General features: G+C 68.6%; 5 protein-coding genes. 4 read left to right on the forward strand and 1 reads right to left on the reverse strand.

What is annotated here, in order from left to right; all coding sequences use genetic code 11:
- The first annotated feature begins 112 nt into the window (after nt 1–112).
- Genes ACOGI5_RS16035 through ACOGI5_RS16045 form a run of 3 tightly spaced genes read left to right on the forward strand, consistent with a single transcriptional unit; the run spans nt 113 to nt 12,332 of the window.
- Nucleotides 113–7,528, forward strand: coding sequence for a Calx-beta domain-containing protein (locus tag ACOGI5_RS16035; protein ID WP_419865404.1), 7,416 nt, complete (start codon nt 113–115; stop codon nt 7,526–7,528).
- Nucleotides 7,529–7,555: 27 nt separating this feature from the next.
- Nucleotides 7,556–8,071: a hypothetical protein gene (locus ACOGI5_RS16040; protein WP_419865405.1), complete on the forward strand. Its 516-nt coding sequence runs from the start codon at nt 7,556–7,558 to the stop codon at nt 8,069–8,071.
- Nucleotides 8,052–12,332, forward strand: coding sequence for a cell wall-binding repeat-containing protein (locus tag ACOGI5_RS16045; RefSeq protein WP_419865406.1), 4,281 nt, complete (start codon nt 8,052–8,054; stop codon nt 12,330–12,332). Before ACOGI5_RS16040 ends, ACOGI5_RS16045 begins: the two co-directional genes overlap by 20 nt.
- 57 nt (nt 12,333–12,389) lie before the next feature.
- Here ACOGI5_RS16045 and ACOGI5_RS16050 read toward each other — a convergent pair whose 3' ends face one another.
- Nucleotides 12,390–15,551 carry a cell wall-binding repeat-containing protein gene (locus ACOGI5_RS16050; RefSeq protein WP_419865407.1) on the reverse strand — a complete coding sequence of 1,054 codons (3,162 nt, stop codon included), beginning with the start codon at nt 15,549–15,551 and terminating at the stop codon, nt 12,390–12,392.
- A gap of 257 nt (nt 15,552–15,808) precedes the next feature.
- Between ACOGI5_RS16050 and ACOGI5_RS16055 the strand changes: the two genes are divergently transcribed.
- The gene (locus tag ACOGI5_RS16055; protein ID WP_419865408.1) at nt 15,809–18,619 is read left to right on the forward strand and encodes a cadherin-like beta sandwich domain-containing protein; all 2,811 of its coding nucleotides are present in this window, start codon (nt 15,809–15,811) and stop codon (nt 18,617–18,619) included.
- Nucleotides 18,620–18,639: the final 20 nt, after the last annotated feature.

Genomic DNA, 18,639 nt, shown 5'->3' on the forward strand with positions numbered 1-18,639 from the left:
ACAACCGGTGTCCGCGCCGCATGAGCCAACAGGGCCAAGCCGGCAGTGCCAACTGGCCGTGCCGACCTGAAATGGCTGATCGCGTCAGCACGTTTAGGTCATAATCTGCCGCATGAGAAAAGCTCGGCACCACGCACTGTGGACGCTTCTGCCCATCACCGCAGCTCTGCTGGCGCTGGTGCCGCTGTTGATCACTGACGACGAGGCCGGCGCGCAGTCGATGTCGGTCGTGTCGGTGCCGGAGACCCTGACGGTGTCAGAGTCGGCCACTGAGATCGGCATTCCGATCACGGTCACCCCGGCGTCGTCATCGCCGGTGACTGTCACTTGGATCACGAGGTCGGACAGCGATGCAGACACCCACGACGCGACAGGCGGCGGCTCAGGTGACGCGGGCCGCGACTACACCTCCGCTGCCGGCGGCTCGGTAACCGCAAGTGCATCAACAACATCAGTCTCTGTTTTCGTAGGTCTCAACGGTGATGCGCTTGACGAGCACGATGAGGTGTTCGTGGTGGAGATCACGAACGTCACCGGCGGCGCCACGCTGGACACTTCGGCGTCGTCGACGGTGGTGACGATCACCGACGACGATGCGGAGCCGTCGCTGTCGCTGTCGCCTGCTGATCCGGAGGTCTCCGAGGGCGATTCGGTGGCGTTGACGGCGCAGTTGGGCGCTGTGTCGGGCAGGGACGTGACGGTGACGTGGGGCACGGCGCTGGCGACCGACGGCACGGCGCAGACGCGTGCGGCGCAGACCGACTTCACTGCGGTGACCGACGCGACGGCGACCATCCCCGCGGGCATGCTCACCGCGTCGCTGCCGGTGGCCACGGTGGAGGATGCTGTTGCCGAGAGCGATGAGCGCTTCAACGTGGTGGTGTCGGAGGCGGACTACGCCACGGGAGAGCCGTTGACGCGTACGGTGACGATCCTCGACGACGACGAGCGGCGCATTTCGATCAGCCCGACCAGTGCTTCGGTGGACGTCAACGAGGACGTCTCGGGCGGCACGGTGAGCCTGTCGGTGGTGCTGGACGGTGCTGCGGGCGCCGATGTGACCTTCGACTGGACGACTGCGGCATCGACGCAGGGCTCGCCTGCGACGGTGGGCGACGACTACACCACCAGCTCGGGCAATGACGTCACCATCGCCGCCGGGCAGACGCAGGCGACGATCGTGGTGCCGATCGTCAATGACAACCTCAAGGAGGCATCGCGCCAGAGTTTCGTGGTGAGGCTGAGCGATCTGTCGTCGAATGCGCTGCTGGCCGACGTGCCCGCTGCTCAGTCGCCCGGACGCTCGTCGATGGGCGAGGTGACGGTGTGGATCGTCGATGACGAGCCGGCTGCGCAGGTCAGCCTGACGGGGAACGTGACCGTCGAAGAGGGCTCTGCTGCTGTGTTCACGGTGTCGGTCGACCGTGCTGCGGACCACGAACGCACGGTGGTCTACGACGCCGCGCTGATCAGTTCGAGCCGGATCGGCGGCAGCGGGATCTATGCGCCCGTGACGGCGGTGGCTTCGAGCGGCGACGTGGCGGTAGTGACCAGCGGCGAGGCGACGCTGGCTGCGGGGCAGACGTCGGTGAATGTGTCGGTCGCGACGACTGATGACAACGTGGGCGAGCCCGACGAGTATTTCGAGTTCAGGGTGGACGACCTGCGGGGGGCGGCCTACGCGGCCGGTGAGACGCCGATGCTGCCCGACCCGGTGCTGGGCCTGATCACCGACAACGAGCCGCGGATAGCGATCGAGGCGTCTTCGTCGGATGGGCTGCGCTCGGTGAGCGAGGACGCCGGCACGGTGACCTTGACTGTGTCGTTGTCGCAGGCGGCGACGTCGCAGGTGTCGGTGGGGTGGACGACGGCTGCTCGTTCCGACGGCGGCAGGCAGGCCTCAGCGGGCACGGACTTCACGTCGGGTTCGGGCACGCTGACGTTCGCTGCGGGCGAGCAGACGAAGTCGTTCACTGTGGCGATCCTCGACGACGACGTGTACGAGCCGTTCGACGAGGGCTTCGTGGTGCGGCTGAGGAACCTGTCGGCGAACGCGTACTTCGGGGGCTCGCCGAGGGACGACCACGACTCGGTGACGGTGGCGATCCAGAGCGACGACGACCCGCCCGATGTGTCGGTGGCCGACAGCGAGGCCGAGGAGGGCGACAGGATGATCTTCGAGGTCACGCTGAGCCGTGAGTCGCAGGTGGCCCTGCTGATTCGGTGGAGCACAGGGCTGGTCAGCGACGGCGACGCGGCCACACGCGCCGCCGCCGCCGACTTCACCGCGGTCAGCCTCGGCACATTGACGATCCAACCAGGCAGCACCGCGGGGTTCGTGACGGTGAACACCACAGAGGACTCCGATGCCGAGTTCCACGAGCGCTTCGCGATGACCCCCACCCAGCTCGCCCGAAGCGACAGCACCACGCTGAGCGTGGGCCTGTCGGGTGCGACGGGCACGATTCTCAACGACGACCGCGTGCAAGTGACGGTCGGCGATGCGACCGTCGACGAGGACGCTCCCGGCGGCGACGCGGTGGTGACGGTGACGCTGGAGCGCACCTGGTATGAGGACGTGTCGGTGCAGTGGAGGACCGACGCGACCGGGCGGGCGGTGTCGGGCACCGACTTCACCGGGGTGTCCGCGGGAACGGTGCAGATCGCCGCGGGCCAGATGTCGAGCACGCTGTCGGTGGCGATCACCGACGACTCGCTCGACGAGCACGACGAGGCCTTCGAGGTGGTGCTGTCGAACCCGACGGGGACCGCGGCGCTGGCCGACGATATGGGCAACGTCAGCACGACGATCAGGGCCGAGGTGACCGTCGTCGACGACGACGACCCGCCGGAGGTGTCGATCGCGGCGGGCACCGGCACAGAAGGCGGCCCGATCAGCTTCGAGGTGACCCTCAGCGCGGTCTCAGGACGCGACGTGGTGGTGCAGTACCACACCGAGGCCGACACCGCCGCCGGGGCGCGCCAGGCCACAGCCGACGCCGACTACACCCCGGTCGCCGCCGCGGTTCTGCCCGCCGACGCCGCCAGCGTCACCGTGCCGGAAGGATCGACCAGCGTGACGCTGACCGTCGCGTCGCTCCAGGACGCGCTCGACGAGTACGACGAGACCTTCACCGTGGTCCTCGACGGCGCCCACGACGCCGCCCACAACGCCGACACCGGCACCATCAGCCCCACAGCAGCCACAGCCACCGGCGCCATCACCGACAACGACCCCCTGCCGACCGTCATGTTTAACGCGGGGTCCCTGAGCGCCGCAATTTTTGAGAGTCAGGTCAACCCATTTGAGCGAGCCGCCTTTCGCCTGTCCGCGGTGTCGGGTCGCGATGTGGTCATTCAGTACCGCACCGGCGAGCTGCCAACGGCGGTCGAGCCGACAATCGATTCGACAGTGCCTCCTTTTGCACGCGCTGGCGAGGATTTCGTCGCCGAAGAACGGTCGGTGACAATTCCTGCTGGCGATACGAATGCCAGTGCCGTGTTCAGTATCATCGGTGACAGCCTCGACGAATGGGCCGAGACGTTCGGTCTGTACATCACGAGCGCACTCGACGCCGACGGGGTCGCGGTAGCCCAGATTCCTAGCGAACCTGTGAACGTGATCGTTGTCACCGACGACGACCCTCGGCCGTTGGTCTCGATTGCGGCGGGGTCAGGTGCCGAGGGCGACGCGGTGAACTTCGTGATGACGCTGAGCGAGGCTTCGGGGCGTTGGGTGGCGGTGCAGTGCCGGACGGGTCTGGACGCGACCGGTTCGCATCCGGCGCAGGCGGCCGATTTCGTCTCGTCGTGCCCGGAGACGTTGATCGCTCCGGGCGAGACCGAGGCGACGCTGTCGATCGGGTCGGTCGCGGACCGTATCGACGAGTTCGACCAGACCTTCACGGTGACGCTGACGGGTACCGAAGACAACTACGGAGCCCAGACAGGCGACACAGCCGCGGTGTCGCCGTCGGCGGGTTCTGCGGTGGGCACGATTGTGGATGATGATCCGTTGCTGCGGCTGGGGCTGGTGTCTTCGACGGTGGACGAGAGCGTCGGCACGGTGTCGGTGGAAATCGTGACGCTGGAGGAGGACGCGGAGGACTCGCTGGCGTCGGAGAAGCCGATCACGGTGGGCTATGAGACCGCCGACCCTCGCGGTGCGGTGCTCACGTCGCTGGAGTCGCCGCAGCACGCTGCGACGCAGGTGCACGACTATCAGGCGGCGTCGGGCACATTGACGATTGCGCCGGTCCCAAGCCCGGAGTCGGTGACCGCGGACATGATGCGCCTGGCGGGCTTCGACGTGACCGTGGAACCTGACTCGCTGTACGAATGGGACGAGGTGATCGAGCTGGCGCTGTTGACGGCGACGAACGCGCGCGTCTCGGATGAGCCGGCGACGATCACGATCACCGACGACGACGACCCGCCCACGGTGGAGGTAAGCGTGCCCGATGTGACCCTGAGCGACGGGGTCACGATGGCCGGCGGCATCGCGGAGAGCGCGGCCGCGGTCATGGCGCAGATCGGCCTGTCGGCGCCGTCGGGGCGGCCGGTGACGGTGGGCTGGGAGACCCAGGATCTGCCCGACGACATCTTGGCCGCTCTGGCGGCGGGGCTGACGTGCGCGGACTTCGGGGCGTCGCCGCTGCCGCTTGGCTGCATTCGGATCCGCGAGCACGCCGCGACGCCTGATGCGGACTACACGCCGGCCTCGGGGACGCTGTCGTTTGCGGCTGTCGATGACCCGGCGTCGGCGGTGGCAGCGCAGTCGGTGACAGTGACGGTGCTCGCCGACGCGCTTGACGAGTGGGACGAGGCGTTCGGCATCGCCGTCGACCCGACCAATGCCACTGCCCCGGCGGCGGTGCCGATTGTGCGCATCGTCGACGACGACGACCCGCCGACGTGGTCGATTCTGGCCAGCGACCGCGGCGACCGCTCCGAGAGAGAGACCTCGTACGAGCTGACCCAGGCGGGGCTGCAGCTGTCGGGTGTGGGCGTGGAGTCGGAGGGGTCGCTGTTCGTGTCGGGGCGGCTGTCGGAGGTCTCGGGGCGTTCGGCGTCGCTGGGGGTGCGTACTTTGGCGCCGCGCACGAGGCCCAAGGGGCTGGGCGACGGCACGCTGAGCGTGTTCCGGGCGACGCCCAACGCCGATTTCGAGACGGTTCCCGGAAGCGGCAACGACGGGGTGTGGGTGATACCGCCGGGCCGGACCGATGGCCGGTTCGAGCTGACGCTGGTCGACGACACGCAGGCGGAGAGCCAGTTCGAGGAGCTGTTCGTGGTGGAGCTGCACGGCGCTGAGCATGCGGTGCTGGCCGGCTACGACGGCGACCCCGCAGGGCCCGGCGCCGACGGCCAGAAGCCGGGCTCGACGGCCGACGGCACGCTGCAGATCGTGCTCGAGGTCCGCGACGACGACCGGGACCGGCTCATGGAAGTCGCCGATGTGACAGTGCGCGAGGACGCGTCGAGCGTGACGGTGACGGTGTCGCTGCCGGCCTCGGTGGAGGCGACGCGGCCGGCGTTCACGGCGGAGTGCTCGACCGTCGACCAGACCGCGGTCGCGCCGGGCGACTACACCTCGGTGTCGGCGCAGACGATCAGCTTCGATCCTGCTGTGGCGGCGTCGCGCAGCGCGACGGTGACCGTTGCCATCGCCGAAGACGCGGCGTCCGAGGTCGACGAGACGTTCGTGGTGTCGTGCACCACGACCACTCTCGAGACTGCCCAATCGGCGTCGGGAGTGGTCACGATCACCGACACGAGCCCGCTGCCGACGGTGACGCTGTCGCCCCCGGCGCTGACGCGCGGCGAGTCGTCGGCGTCGGCGACGCTGACGGTGACGCTGTCCGCGGTCAGCGACCGTGACGTCTCGGTGCGGTTGCGGACGGCGGACGGCACTGCTGTGGCGGGCGCCGACTACGAGGCCGTGACAGCAACGGTGAGCATCCCGCCGGGGGTGACCAGCGTCGTGTTCCCGGTGAGCATCATCGACGACGAAACGCTCGAAGCCGACGAGACCTTCACCGTGACACTGGCCAGCCCCCGAAACGCCGACCTCGGCAGCTCGGTGTCGTCCACGGTGACCATCGACGACAACGACGACCTGCCGCTGATCACCATCGCGAACGCCTCCGCGGCAGAGTCCGCCGCCGAGATGACCTTCACCGTCACCCTCGCTCCCATGTCGGGCTCGCCGGTGACAGTGCGGTGGCAGACCGCGGACCGCACCGCCGTCTCCCCCGGCGACTACGCCGCCGGGTCGGGCACCGTCACGATTCCCGCCGGGCAGACCCGAGCGACCATCTCTGTCACTCTCGCAGACGACACCGACCTCGAGGGCGTCGAGACCTTCGTGGTGAGCCTGTCCGACGCCACCGGCGCACGGGTCAGCCTGTCCGCGGGCACCGCGACCGGCACCATCCGCGACAACGACGGGCGCACCGCCGCAAGTTCCGCTGGTGGCGGCTTTGGCGGCTTTGGCGGCTTTGGCGGATCCGGCGGCGGCGGTGGCGGCGGCGGTGGTGGCGGCGGCGGCGATCTTGACGTCGGCGTTGCGTCGTTCGTGGTGGCCAATGGGTGGAGTCCGGCCGATGTGGGCGTGGCGTCAGTGCTCGCGGCGCGTACTGACGGCTGGGTGGCGGTGTACACCGCTGGTGATGAGCTGTCGGCTCATACCGCGATGCTGCTGCGCGAGGCGTTGCCCGCGCAGGTGGTCATTGTGGGCGGCCTCGCGGCCGTGTCCCACGACGTCCGCACCCAGATCCGGGCGGCGTCGCCGGATTCCGGCATCAATCGTGTCACCGGGACGGGTCGCTCCGAGACTGCGGCGGCGGCGGCTCGGCGCATTCTGGGAGATCCTTCGACGGCAGGGCGGGTGACGCTGGTGGTGGCCAACGGGTGGTCACCGCCTGATGTCGGCGTCGCGGCTGCGCTGGCGGCAGCCAGCCACCGCTCGGCGGTGCTGTATGTGCAGAGGGACTCTCTGCCTGAGGCGTCGGCTGCGGTGCTGCGCGACTATGACGTGGCACGGGTGATGCTGGTGGGAGGCACGGCGGCGATCAGCGCGCCGGCCGAGGAGCAAGTCGCCGCCGCGGCCGGCAGCGCCTCCGTCACCCGACTCACGGGTGCCGACCGCGTCGAGACCGCCGCGACAGCGGCGCGTCGGGTGCTAGGAAACCCCGCCGGGGCAGCCAGGGGTATCACCTTGGTGCTGGCGAACGGCTGGTCGTCGCCCGATGTGGGCGTGGCCGCGGCGTACGCGGCGGCCACCGACAACGCCGCTGTCGCATACACCTCGTCTGGTTCGCTGCCCGAGGCGACCGCCGCGCTCATTCGCGACTACCGACCCGCCCGGGTGGTCATCATCGGCGGCCGAGCAGCAGTCGCGGACACAGTGCGCACCGCCGCCGCCGAACTGTTGCCGGCCGATGCCGAGATCCGTCGCATCACCGGCTCCACCCGCACCCACACCGCAGCCCAAGCCGCCCGCAGCATCCTCCGTCAACGCAGCTGACACCCACCACTCGAGCGGTCCACAGCTATGACGCTTGACTTGGACGTGCAGCCGGATCGCTTCGGGCCGTCCGGACGGCGTGTGCGGGCTCGGATGGTGGGGGTGTTGGCTCTTGTGTGCGTTGCCGGGCTGATCCTGGCGGTTCTGTCTCGTGCGGCGGGCTCGGATGACACTGTCACGGTCACCCAGGACGGCTTCACGCTGAGGTGTGATGCCGAGGCGGTTGAGGGCGAGACGATGGCGTGCACCTTGACGAACACGTCGGCAGATGCCCAGCCGTGGCCGGTTGTCGCGCTGCTGCATCTGTCCGCCGACGAGGACAGGGCGCTGGTGGTGGGCAGCCCTGTCGATGTGGCATTTGGGTCGCTCAGCCCGGCTGTCGAGCTCGACAGCAGCGTCTGGTGGATCGGCGAGACATTGGTCGGCTACTCGCGCTTCGACTGGGACGGCGAGGCGGACGGCACCCCCGCGGATCCCCCCCCCCCCCCAGACTGCGCTCGTTCCCCCCGAACACTCCCGGACGGTGAACATCACGGTCAATGAAGACGCAGCCGCCGAAGGCAGCGAGCAGTTCTACGTGGCGCTGGGACCCGACGGCAGCGACGGTGTCGGTCTTCTGTACAACAACAGGCAGAGCGTGACGGTCACCGATGACGACCCCGAGAGCTCGGATGTGTCGCTGACCAGTCTCACGGCCTCCGCAGGCGGCAGCGACCGCACGCTGTCGGCGAGCGATGTCTCCCAGTCGATCGACGTCGCCTATGAGGTGACCGAGGCGACGCTCACTGCGGAGGTCTCGTATCAGCGTGCGTCCGTGAGCATGGCCGCAACCCACAGCGGCGCCGACGTGGCGCTGGCTCGCGGGGGTGTCACCAGCGTCGAGCTGTCCAGCGGCGAGGAGAGTCCTTCTGTGCCGCTGAGCGTCGGCACGACGTCGGTGACGCTCACCGTCACCGCAGAGGACGGCATGACCGGTGTGCGTCGGGTCGACATCGTGCGGGCGGCGCTCGGCGATGCCTCCTCGGTGTCCGTCTCCACCAGCGAGTTCACATTGTCGTGCCCGGCTGAGGCGGACGAGGGCACGGTCATGGAGTGCACGCTGTCCAATGCCTCATCGACGAATCAGCCGTGGCCGGTGGTTGCGGTGCTGCACAGCACGCTGGACGGCTCGCGTGCGTTCGTGGCCGGCGATCCGGTGGTCACCAGCACAGACGCTGCGTTCAGCAAGGATCTTTCTCTCGGCGAGCAGCAGCCGACGAGGGATGGCTTCAACTTCGGCTACGGGGAACTGTTCTCAGGGGGATCACGCAGCCTGTATCGCACCTGGGGCTACGAGAAGTTCGACTGGAGCGGCAGAGCGGCCGCCGGCGCTCAGCGGATTGTCCGCATCGAACTCCACGACAACCCCGCCTCAGCGGACGAGGCCGGCGCGACGGAACACTTCTACATCGCTCTGGCCCCCAGCGATTACAGCGGGCTTTCGGGGCTTGTTGACAACACAGCGCGGATCCTGCTCCGCTCTGAGTCCGACACCGACACCGACACCGACACCGACACCGACACCGACACCGACACCGACCCAGACACAGACACAGACACAGACACAGACGAAGACGACGCCGACGACGCAGACGAAGACAACGACAATACGAACGACGGCAGTTCAGGCGACAACAACGGCGGTTCGAACGACGACAGTTCAGGCGACAACAACGGCGGTTCGAACGACGACAGTTCGAACGACAACAACGGCGGTTCGAACGACGACAGTTCGAACGACAACAACGGCGGTTCGAACGACGACAGTTCAGGCGGCAACGGCGGCGGTTCGAACGACGACAGTTCAGGCGGCAACGGCGGCGGTTCGAACGACGACAGTTCGAACGGCAACGGCGGCGGTTCGAACGACGACAGTTCAGGCGGCAACGGCGGCGGTTCGAACGACGACAGTTCAGGCGGCAACGGCGGCGGTTCGAACGACGACAGTTCAGGCGGCAACGGCGGCGGTTCGAACGACGGCAGTTCAGGCGGCAACGGCGGCGGTTCTGCTGAGTTCGATGTGGGCACATCGGTGCTGGTGGTGGCAAACGGGTGGAGTCCGCCCGATGTGGGGGTTGGGTCGGTGCTCGCGGCGCGTATGCCGAACGCCGTGGTGGTGTACACCGAGCGTGACACGCTGTCTGAGCCCACGCGTGAGCTGTTGCGCGAGGCATTGCCGGCGGAGGTGGTCATCGTGGGCGGCATTGCCGCAGTGTCACGCGAGACACGCAGTCAGATTCGTGCCGCGACGCCGCAGACCGCGACCGGGCGGGTCGCGGGCACTGACCGCGTCGACACGTCGGTTCAGGCGGCGCGGCGCATCCTGGGCGCCCCGTCGAGCGGCGGGTCGGCGGTCACGCTGATCGTCGCGAGCGGCTGGTCGCCGCCCGACATCGGCACGGCGGCTGCGCTTGCTGCGCGCACGCCGCGCTCTGCGGTCGTGTACACCCGGTCTGGGGCTCTGCCCGAGGCTGTCAGAGCGCTGCTGCGCGAGTATCGGCCTGCTCGTGTGGTCATCATCGGCGGCCCGGCTGCGGTCTCGGGCGAGGTGGAGGCTGGCATCGGGGCGGCGGTGCCCGATGCCCGGGTCTCGCGGGTGACCGGAGCGGATCGCATCGAGACAGCAGCGCAGGCGGCGCGAAGCATCCTGGGCGATCCCGCGGGCGCGGCCGGCTCGGCGGTGCTGGTGCTGGCGAACGGCTGGTCGCCGCCTGACATCGGTGCTGCGGCTGCCACCGCGGCGCGCACGCAGCGGTCGGCTGTCCTGTACACCGAGGCGGACGCTCTGGCTGGGTCTGTCCCGGCGTTGATCGCGAGCTACCGGCCTTCTTCTGTGGTCATCATCGGCGGCCGTGTGGCTGTCTCCGACAGTGTCCGTGCCGCCGTCGTCGCAGCAGCGCCAAACGCACAGGTACAGCGGGTCACCGGCGCGACCCGAACCCACACCGCGGCGGCGGCCGCCAGAAGGATCCTGAGCGGCCAAGACGTCGGCCGCACCGTGCACGCCAGCACCCGCTCGACGCTGCGCCGAGCCACCGTCGCCCGCTCACGCCAAGACGTCGGCCGCACCGTGCACGCCAGCACCCGCGCCGCCCCCACAGATGGCGGAGACGTCGTGAGCGACGTGAACGTCGGCCATGCCAAGGACTCAAGTGACGCCGTGCCGGAGTTGGCCTTTGCGGACGATGAGTTCTTCATGTCCACTCGGATCAGGATCTGGCCCTCCTCGGCAAGGGCTGCTGAGGGGATCGGTGACAGGAACCAGATTGAGGGCAACCGAATCTTCGGCAGGGTCGAGGTGACCCGGCGTTCAGGAAGTGCGGGCGCGCTCCGGTTTGCGGTCGAGGAACTGCCCGACGTGGGGTCGTACCAGGCGCCGAACCCGCGTTGTGTTGGGCACGACAACTGCACCGATACAGCGGTCGGTGTCTCAGCCGCAACCGGGGAGATGTTTCTCCATTCTCAGGCGTTCGATCTCAGCTCGAGCACTCATTGGGCGGATGATGTGTACGTGATCGACTTCCCGCCGCAGCGGGTGGAGCTCTCGGTGACCGATCCCGGCACGTCGCTCAAGGTGTACCGCGAGGTCATGGTGCGGCCCTCGCCGCGGGCACCCGATTGCAGCGACTACCCAGAGCGCAACCCCATCCGGCACCAGTGCCTGTTCGGCAGGGAGCACCTGCCACCGACGCCTCCCGCCACCACTGCGGGGATACGGGCGGCACTGCCCGACACGTTGGTCCAGTCGAAGGAGAACTACTCGCTGGTGTTCGCTGAGGAGTTCGACTACACGGCCTCCGAGAACGCCACCGGCCGGTGCCGCAACCGGATGAACAACTTGAACCAGGGCTTCGCCGCGTGGAACTTCGACACCGATCCGTGCGACGATGTCGATGCCAGGGGGGTGCCGTGCTTCGACATCGCCGACGGCAGCTTCTACATGGCCCGCAGCTCTGTGTGCGACGCCCGGATGAGCACTGCGGGCAGGATGAACTTCAAGTACGGCTACATGGAGGTCAAGTACAGCTTCAACTACGACGCGCTCGACGAGGACGTCAACCTGTCGTTATCGCTCGGGCTGCCCGCGCAGACGTCACGCGGCACGTTCTTGGACTACTACGGGCACCACGCGGGCAACTACGAGACCGTCCTTCGCGCGATCGGCGGGGTGGTGAACCTGTTCGAGTACCTCCCCAAGGGCCGCCGCACGGTGAGCGCCACCTGGACCAATCCCTACGGATGGAGCAGACACCCCGAAACGCCGCCGTTACGCACCATGGTGCGCATCCACTACTGCCGCGACCCAGATGACCCCGTGAGACTGGTGCTGCTCACCGAGGACTTCTGCAACGGCGACGCCGAGCACACCATGACCCAAGGACTCGAATGGACCCCACGCGGGTACCGCTTCTTCTACAAGCTCGACGGCTACCACGACGACTTCGTCGTGCTCGGGCCCCAGAACATCTGGTTCCGCTGGAAGCCGACGATCTTCGCCGGCGACGGCACCTTCAAGTTCTCCGACGACTGGCAGACGCTCCCAGCAGACGCCCGCGACAACTACTTCGAGCACCTCCACGACGGCGACCCCGACAGCGTCCTCACCCAGCTGGGCATCTCCCACCGACCGATGGACATCACCTTCGGCGCATGGCGACACATCAGCCAACACCTGCGCACCATCGCGACCAAGCTCCGCATCGACTACATCCGGGTCTTCCAGCCCCGAGACGGCTACACCCACATGGACCCCGTCTACCAATAGCGGACCTCGCAGCACACACGGCAAGACCCGCCGCTGCACCGCCCTCCGACGACGCTGCTAGCTGTTGTCGTCGGCTGCGGGGGGCACGGTCACGGTCACCGTGTAGGTGCGGACGTCGGCGTTGTCGGTGTCGGAGTCGCCGTCGGCGTCATAGGACGACGTCACCGTGATCGTGTTGTCGCCCTCCGACAGCGTCGCCGAGGCCCCCGTGCCGGTCGTGCCGTCGGCGGCCTCCCACGCGACCGTCACTGTCACGTCGTCCGCGAACGCCGCTGCCGCGGTCACCGTCGCCGACGTCGTGCCCGCCGCTGCGGTGCCCTCATAGGAGAAGATGCCCGTCTGGAACACCCCGAAGTCCACGTCGGAGATCGACAGCGATTTCAGCGCCGCCGAAGTCGGCATGTTGTAGGCGTAGAACCAGTCGGCCCTGATGTCGGTCACCCACATGATGCGCCCGTCAGACCAGATGCCCGACGGCCAGAGGTTCCCCGTTCTCCCGAGATTGACGAAGTCCAGATGACTGCGGCGGACGCCGGTGGCGAGGTCGTACGCGTAGAGCTTCTTGTCGACGATGTGCGAGACCCACATGGTGATCCCGTCCGACCAGATGCCTTTGGCGTCGAAGTTGCGCGAGAACTCAGATTCGAGACTGATGGTGCGGGAGCTCACATGGTCGCCACTGTCGAAGTCGTAGGCATGCACGCGCCGGAATGCTTGGTCGAGCACCCACATGAGGTCGCCGTCAGACCACACCGATTCGGGATCGGGCGGGTGTTCCGCCACAGACCGGACCAGGGCGAAGTCCCTGTCGGGCACCCGGTTGCCGGTGTCGACGTCGACAGCGACAACGTTCCCGTGGCGGCCGACGTCGTTCGCCAGCCACATGGTCTCGCCGTCGGACCACAGCCCGCTGACCAGGTACGTCCCGTCGATCAGGTTCGTCCCGTCCTTCCTAGGCGCGGTGATGTCGTCGTCGGGCCGCCTTTCCAGGGTGTTCAGGTCGAGCGCGAAGATGTCGTAATCGCCCAGCATCCACAGAGTGGTCCCGTCGGACCACAGATCGTCCGGGGACTCCCCGGAAATCGGCCAGTCGAAGTCCTTGCTGTGCCGACGCGAGAACGGCGCGTCGTCGTCGATGAGGTGGACGGTGACCGACGCTGCGGTGGTGCTGACGAAGCTGGGGGGCAGGTCTCCCAAGGCGAAGACCACATGCTCGCCGTCGTCGTGGTCGGTGTCGTCGACGGCGGTCACCGTGAAGATCTTGACGGTCTCGCCGACACCGAAATCGAAGCTGAAGCCCTCGACGGAATAGCTGACGTCGTCGGCGAGGGCACCTCCCCGCAGCGCCGCTGTCAGCGGAACCGTGACCGCCTCTTCAGGCGGGCTGTCGAGACGCAACCGGACCTGCACAGCGTCGCCGCCCTCGTACGCGTAGTCGTTCGCGAGCACCCTCGCCCGGCACAACGCTTGGTAACTCTGCGCAAAGCACTCGTCCGCGTACCGGCGCGCCCTCTCCAGTCTCACTTCGATGTCGTCGTCGACGATCTCGACGAGCGCGGTGGTCCGAACTGCCGCATGGAACCCCGGCGGCAGGTCGCCGAAACTCAGGGTCAGCCGGTGGCCGTCGTTGTTGATGCTGTCGTCGGGCACGGTCACGGTGAACGTCGCGCTGGTCTGGTCCGCTGCGAACGTCAACGTCGTGCGCGACAGCGAGTACTGGCGGCCCTCGCCGCTCAACGCGACCTTCAGCGGCACCGATACCTGCCGCTGGGGCAACTCGTACAGCTCCACGGTGACCGTCACCGGTGCGCCGCCCTCGATGACCCGGTAGTGCGAAGCCGCGAAGCTGACGGCCACGCTGGGCGTGTCGTTGCTGTCGCTGCTGCCGCCGCCTGATCCGCCGCCGCCGCCGTTGCCGCTGCCCCCACTGCCGCCGCCGTCGTTGCCGCTGCCCCCGCCGCCGCCGCCGTCGTTGCCGCTGCCCCCGCCGCCGCTGCTGCCGCCGCCTGATCCGCCGCCGCTGCCGCCGCCTGATCCGCCGCCGCCGCCGCCGCCGTTGCCGCTGCCCCCGCTGCCGCCGCCGTCGTTGCCGCTGCCCCCGCCGCCGCTGCTGCCGCCGCCTGATCCGCCGCCGCTGCCGCCGCCTGATCCGCCGCTGCTGCGGCCGCCTGATCCGCCGGTGCGGCAGTTGCGGAGTTCGTTGTCGAGTGCGTAGCGGGCAGCAGCAGCAGCGTCGGTGACGCGCACGGCGGGGTGGCCGAGCTCGGCGAGCTCGGCGGCGATGTCATCGCTGAGCGTTTCGGTGCTGCCCACGAGTATCGCGAGCTGGGGGCGGATGCGTCCCAGCGCCGAGCGGGTGTCGCTGCCCAGCCCGTCCGCGCTCGCCGTGTAGAGCACCACGCTGGCGTCCAGCGCCGCCGCCAGTGCCGCAGCAGTGCCGACGTCGGCCTGTGACCAGCCGTTCGCCACCACAGCGGCCTCCGCGCAATCGGGCGCCCACCGGCGAGCCGCCCTCGCCGCTGTCGCGACCCGGTCCTTGCCGCCCACACGCTCTGTCCCGGCGCCGCCGGCCGCCTCGGCCGCCGCAGCGACAACCGAGTCAGGCACCGCCGCAGCGCCGCCCACCACCACGATCCCGCTGACCGCCGCATCGGCGAGCACCTGCTGGGTCGGGCCTGGCAGCGAACCCGAACCCGAGTACAGCACCACGTCCGCGCCGCCCGCGGCCACCACCGCAGCCGCCACACCCACATCAGCCAACGACCACCCATCCGCCAACACCACCCCCACACCGCCGGACCCCCCAGAGCGGCCCGCCAGCACCCGACGCGCCGCCGCAGCAGCCGTGCCCACCCGATCCGAGCCGCTCACACGCTCCACCGCGACACCCGGCGCCAATAGCTCCAACTCCCCCACCACAGCCTCGCCCAGCACCGCGGCACCGCCCACCAGCACCACACTCGACACCGCTCCCGCACCCCGAACCACATCCACTGCCGCTTCGCCTAAACCCCCAGCGGATTCCGCCGCCACCACCACATCACCCACTCCACCAGCCACCAACCCCGCCGCCACACCCACATCAGCCGACGACGAACCATTCACCACCACCAACACCACACCGCCAGAACCCGCCGACTGCGCCCCCGCCGACGGCACCACGCCCGCCGCCAACACCGCCACCACGACCGCCGACAACCACCCACGCACAAACCGCATGAGCCAAGCATGTCAGAACCGGCATGTCACACGCGAACCGATTCGACGCCACCCATGCTGCCGAGCGCAGGACCGGACCGTAACCCCCTGGCAGAGAGCCCCGGCAAACCCAACAGTGACACTCGGAATTTCTGTGTCAGCGCCGACGCCTGCGGCAGCGCTGTGTCGGTGCTGGTTCGTAAGTGTCGGTACGGGTGTGCTAATGGTGGGCGCGGCTTGGGGCGGGTTCGGCTCGCCGGGCACGGAAGGGGTGTGCTGTGAACGATTGGGCGGTTTCAGGCGGCGGGGACAGCGGCGCGGCGGTGCCGGATGCCCGTGTGCGGCGGGGCGCTTTGGCTCGTTGGGGTGCGCTGGCGGCGGCGGTGGTGCTGGCGGCTGGTGCGGTTCCTGCGGGGGCGCAGAGCACCGATCCCCCGGCGGCTGATGATGCGTCGTTGAGCTCGTTGAGCCTGTCGGGTGTGGACTTCGGCGGCTTCTCGGGGGAGGTGCTGGTGTACGCGGCGAACGTGGCGGGTGATGTGTCGGCGACGACGGTGACTGCGACGGCGACCAATTCGTCTGCTGAGGTATCGATCCTTCCCACCGACGCCGACGCCGACACTGACGGGCATCAGGTGAGCTTGGCGCCGGGCCGCAACTGGGTGCGGGTGAGCGTCGGCTCAGCGGACGCCACCGTCGCGCAGCAGTACACGGTGGTGGTGGTGCGAGACCCGGGGCCGGCGATGACCCGCAACACCGACAAGGACATCGCATACGCCTACGGCAGCGAAGAATTCACGACCAATCCCGACTACGACTGGAGCGAGGGTGGTGGCCCGTTCACGGGGATGCTCTGGGGCGAGGGAACGACGCTGTGGATGAGCGACGGTCGTCATCTGCTCGCATATGACCTCGAGTCCGGCTTGGCTCAGGGCGACCTTCACTACCCCGTGGCGGGCATGCCCAGGGACATGATCAACGGGCTGTGGTCCGACGGGACCACGATGTGGGCGTCGCCCGGGCATCACTTCTCCGAGGTCATCGCCCACGAGCTGGGGACGGGCAAGCGCACAGGGGACGCAGACCTCGACACCGGTCTGTGCTGCGAGCCGCAGCTTCGGGGACTGTGGTCCGACGGCGAAACGATGTGGGTTGTGGAAAAGGACAGCCAGGACCTGCTCGCGATCGGTCTCGAAGACGGCGAGCGCCGCCATGACTCTGACATCGACCTGGGCGACATCGACCACGCTGCGGGCCTGTGGTCCGACGGCAAGACCATCTGGGTGACCGCCAGCAGGGGTCCGTTCGGCGAGGCCGAGTACGGCGAGATCCGCGCCTATGACCTGGAGTCTGGCGAGCGTGTGCCGGAGCTGGGCTTCGGCGAGCTGGACTACATGTGGCGCACGACGGGCATCTGGTCTGACGGTGCGACGATGTGGGCCGCTGAGGGCCGCTGGGGCACCCAGATCTGGGCGTTCAACATGCCGCAGAGCGGGCTGCTGTCATGGCTCGATGTCAGCGACGCGCACGTCCCGTTTGCTGCGGACCGGTTCGAGTACTCGGTGCAGGTGCCGCTGGGGGTGTCGCGGGTGACGCTGTCGGCTGCGGCGGCGTTCTCCGATTCGGAGGTGTCGTTCTCTGTGGCGGACGCCGACTCGGACGTGGGCGGCGTGCAGGTGGACTTGGTGGAGGGGCTGAACACGGTGGTGGTGACGTCGGTGAACGGCGACGACACGCGCACCTACACGCTGCGAATCGACGCAGGGGCTCCTCCGCCTCCGCTTCCGCCGCCGTTGGGCACGGAGCTGTCGTCGCTGGCGGTGAGCGGTGTCGAGCTGACCTTCTCGGCGGATCGCCTGACCTATGCAGCCGAGGTGGCTGCGGATGTCGAGAGCGTGACGGTGTCGGCTGTGGCTGCTGATGAGCGGGCGTCGGTGACGGTGCTGCCCGCAGACGCCGATCCGGTTGCCGATGCGCATCAGGTGAGCCTGTCGGTGGGCGCGAACGTGGTGACCGTCACGGTGGTCGTGGGCGAGGTGATGCGCACCTACACGGTGCTGCTGACCCGCCCCGCCGGCACCAGCGACGACAGCACCGACAGCGATGAGGCTGTGGGCGGCGAGAGCGACGGTGAGGGGAACGACGACAGCGACGAGGCTGTGGGCGGCGAGAGCGACGGCGAGGGGCCGGTTTCGCTGCAGCAGGAAGAGGCTGAGGAGTTGGTGGCTGCTGAGCAGCGGTCCGAGTCGGGGTCTGAGTCTGACGGGTCTGACGGGTCGGGGTTGCCGGCGTTGACGGCGAGTTTCGAGGAACTGCCCGATGCGCATTCGGGTGCGGGCACTGATCTGGTGGTGCGGGCGCGGTTCAGCGAGCCGTTGGCGGTGAGCTATGTGACGATGCGCGACGGCGGTGCGGTGTTCGTGCAGTCCCCGCATCGGGTGGTCAAGGCCAAGCGGGTCGAGGGTCGCAGCGATCTGTGGGACATCACCATCAGGGTCGGCGATGATCGCAGGCTGTCGGTGACGGTGTTCAAGGGCTCCGGCTGTGACGGCGAGCATGCGGTGTGCACCGCTGATGGGCGGCCGGTGTCGCAAGCGGCCCAGGTCTTCATCGAAGGGCCCGACACCAGCGACGACAGCGGCGACGGTGCCGAGGGCAGCAGCGGATCGGAAGCCAGCGACGCCGACGGCGAGCAGCAGGACGGCGAGCAGCAGGACGGCGAGCAGCAGGCGCCCGAGCAGCAGGCGCCCGAGGCGCGGGCCGGGAACGAGATCGGCGCGGTGACGCTGTCGAGCGAAGCGCCCGGCGAGCTGACAGTGTCGTGGGAGGCGCCGCGGCTGGCGCCGTACGGGTACCGGGTGATGTGGGCCCGCGACGACCTGGACTATCTGTCGTACTGGCAGCCCGACGAGACCAACAGGGGCAACCTGTGGCCAACAGGCGACGCCACCTCGGTGACGCTCACCGGCCTCGACGAAGGCGCCACCTACAAGGTGCAAACCCGCGCACGCTTCCACGACGTGCAGGGCAAGGTGTCATCGTCGCCGTGGACCACCGAAACCACCGCCACCGTCGCCCACATCCGATGAGAACCACCACAGCCGGTTAC

The organism is Candidatus Poriferisodalis sp. (assembly GCF_965208925.1).
In the GTDB taxonomy this organism is placed as follows: domain Bacteria; phylum Actinomycetota; class Acidimicrobiia; order Acidimicrobiales; family Poriferisodalaceae; genus Poriferisodalis.

Excerpts from the sequence above, each read along its gene's own strand:
- ACOGI5_RS16035 (WP_419865404.1), top strand. The coding sequence starts at position 113 with ATGAGAAAAGCTCGGCACCACGCACTGTGGACGCTTCTGCCCATCACC.
- ACOGI5_RS16040 (WP_419865405.1), top strand. The coding sequence starts at position 7,556 with ATGACGCTTGACTTGGACGTGCAGCCGGATCGCTTCGGGCCGTCCGGA.
- ACOGI5_RS16050 (WP_419865407.1), bottom strand. The coding sequence starts at position 15,551 with ATGCGGTTTGTGCGTGGGTGGTTGTCGGCGGTCGTGGTGGCGGTGTTG.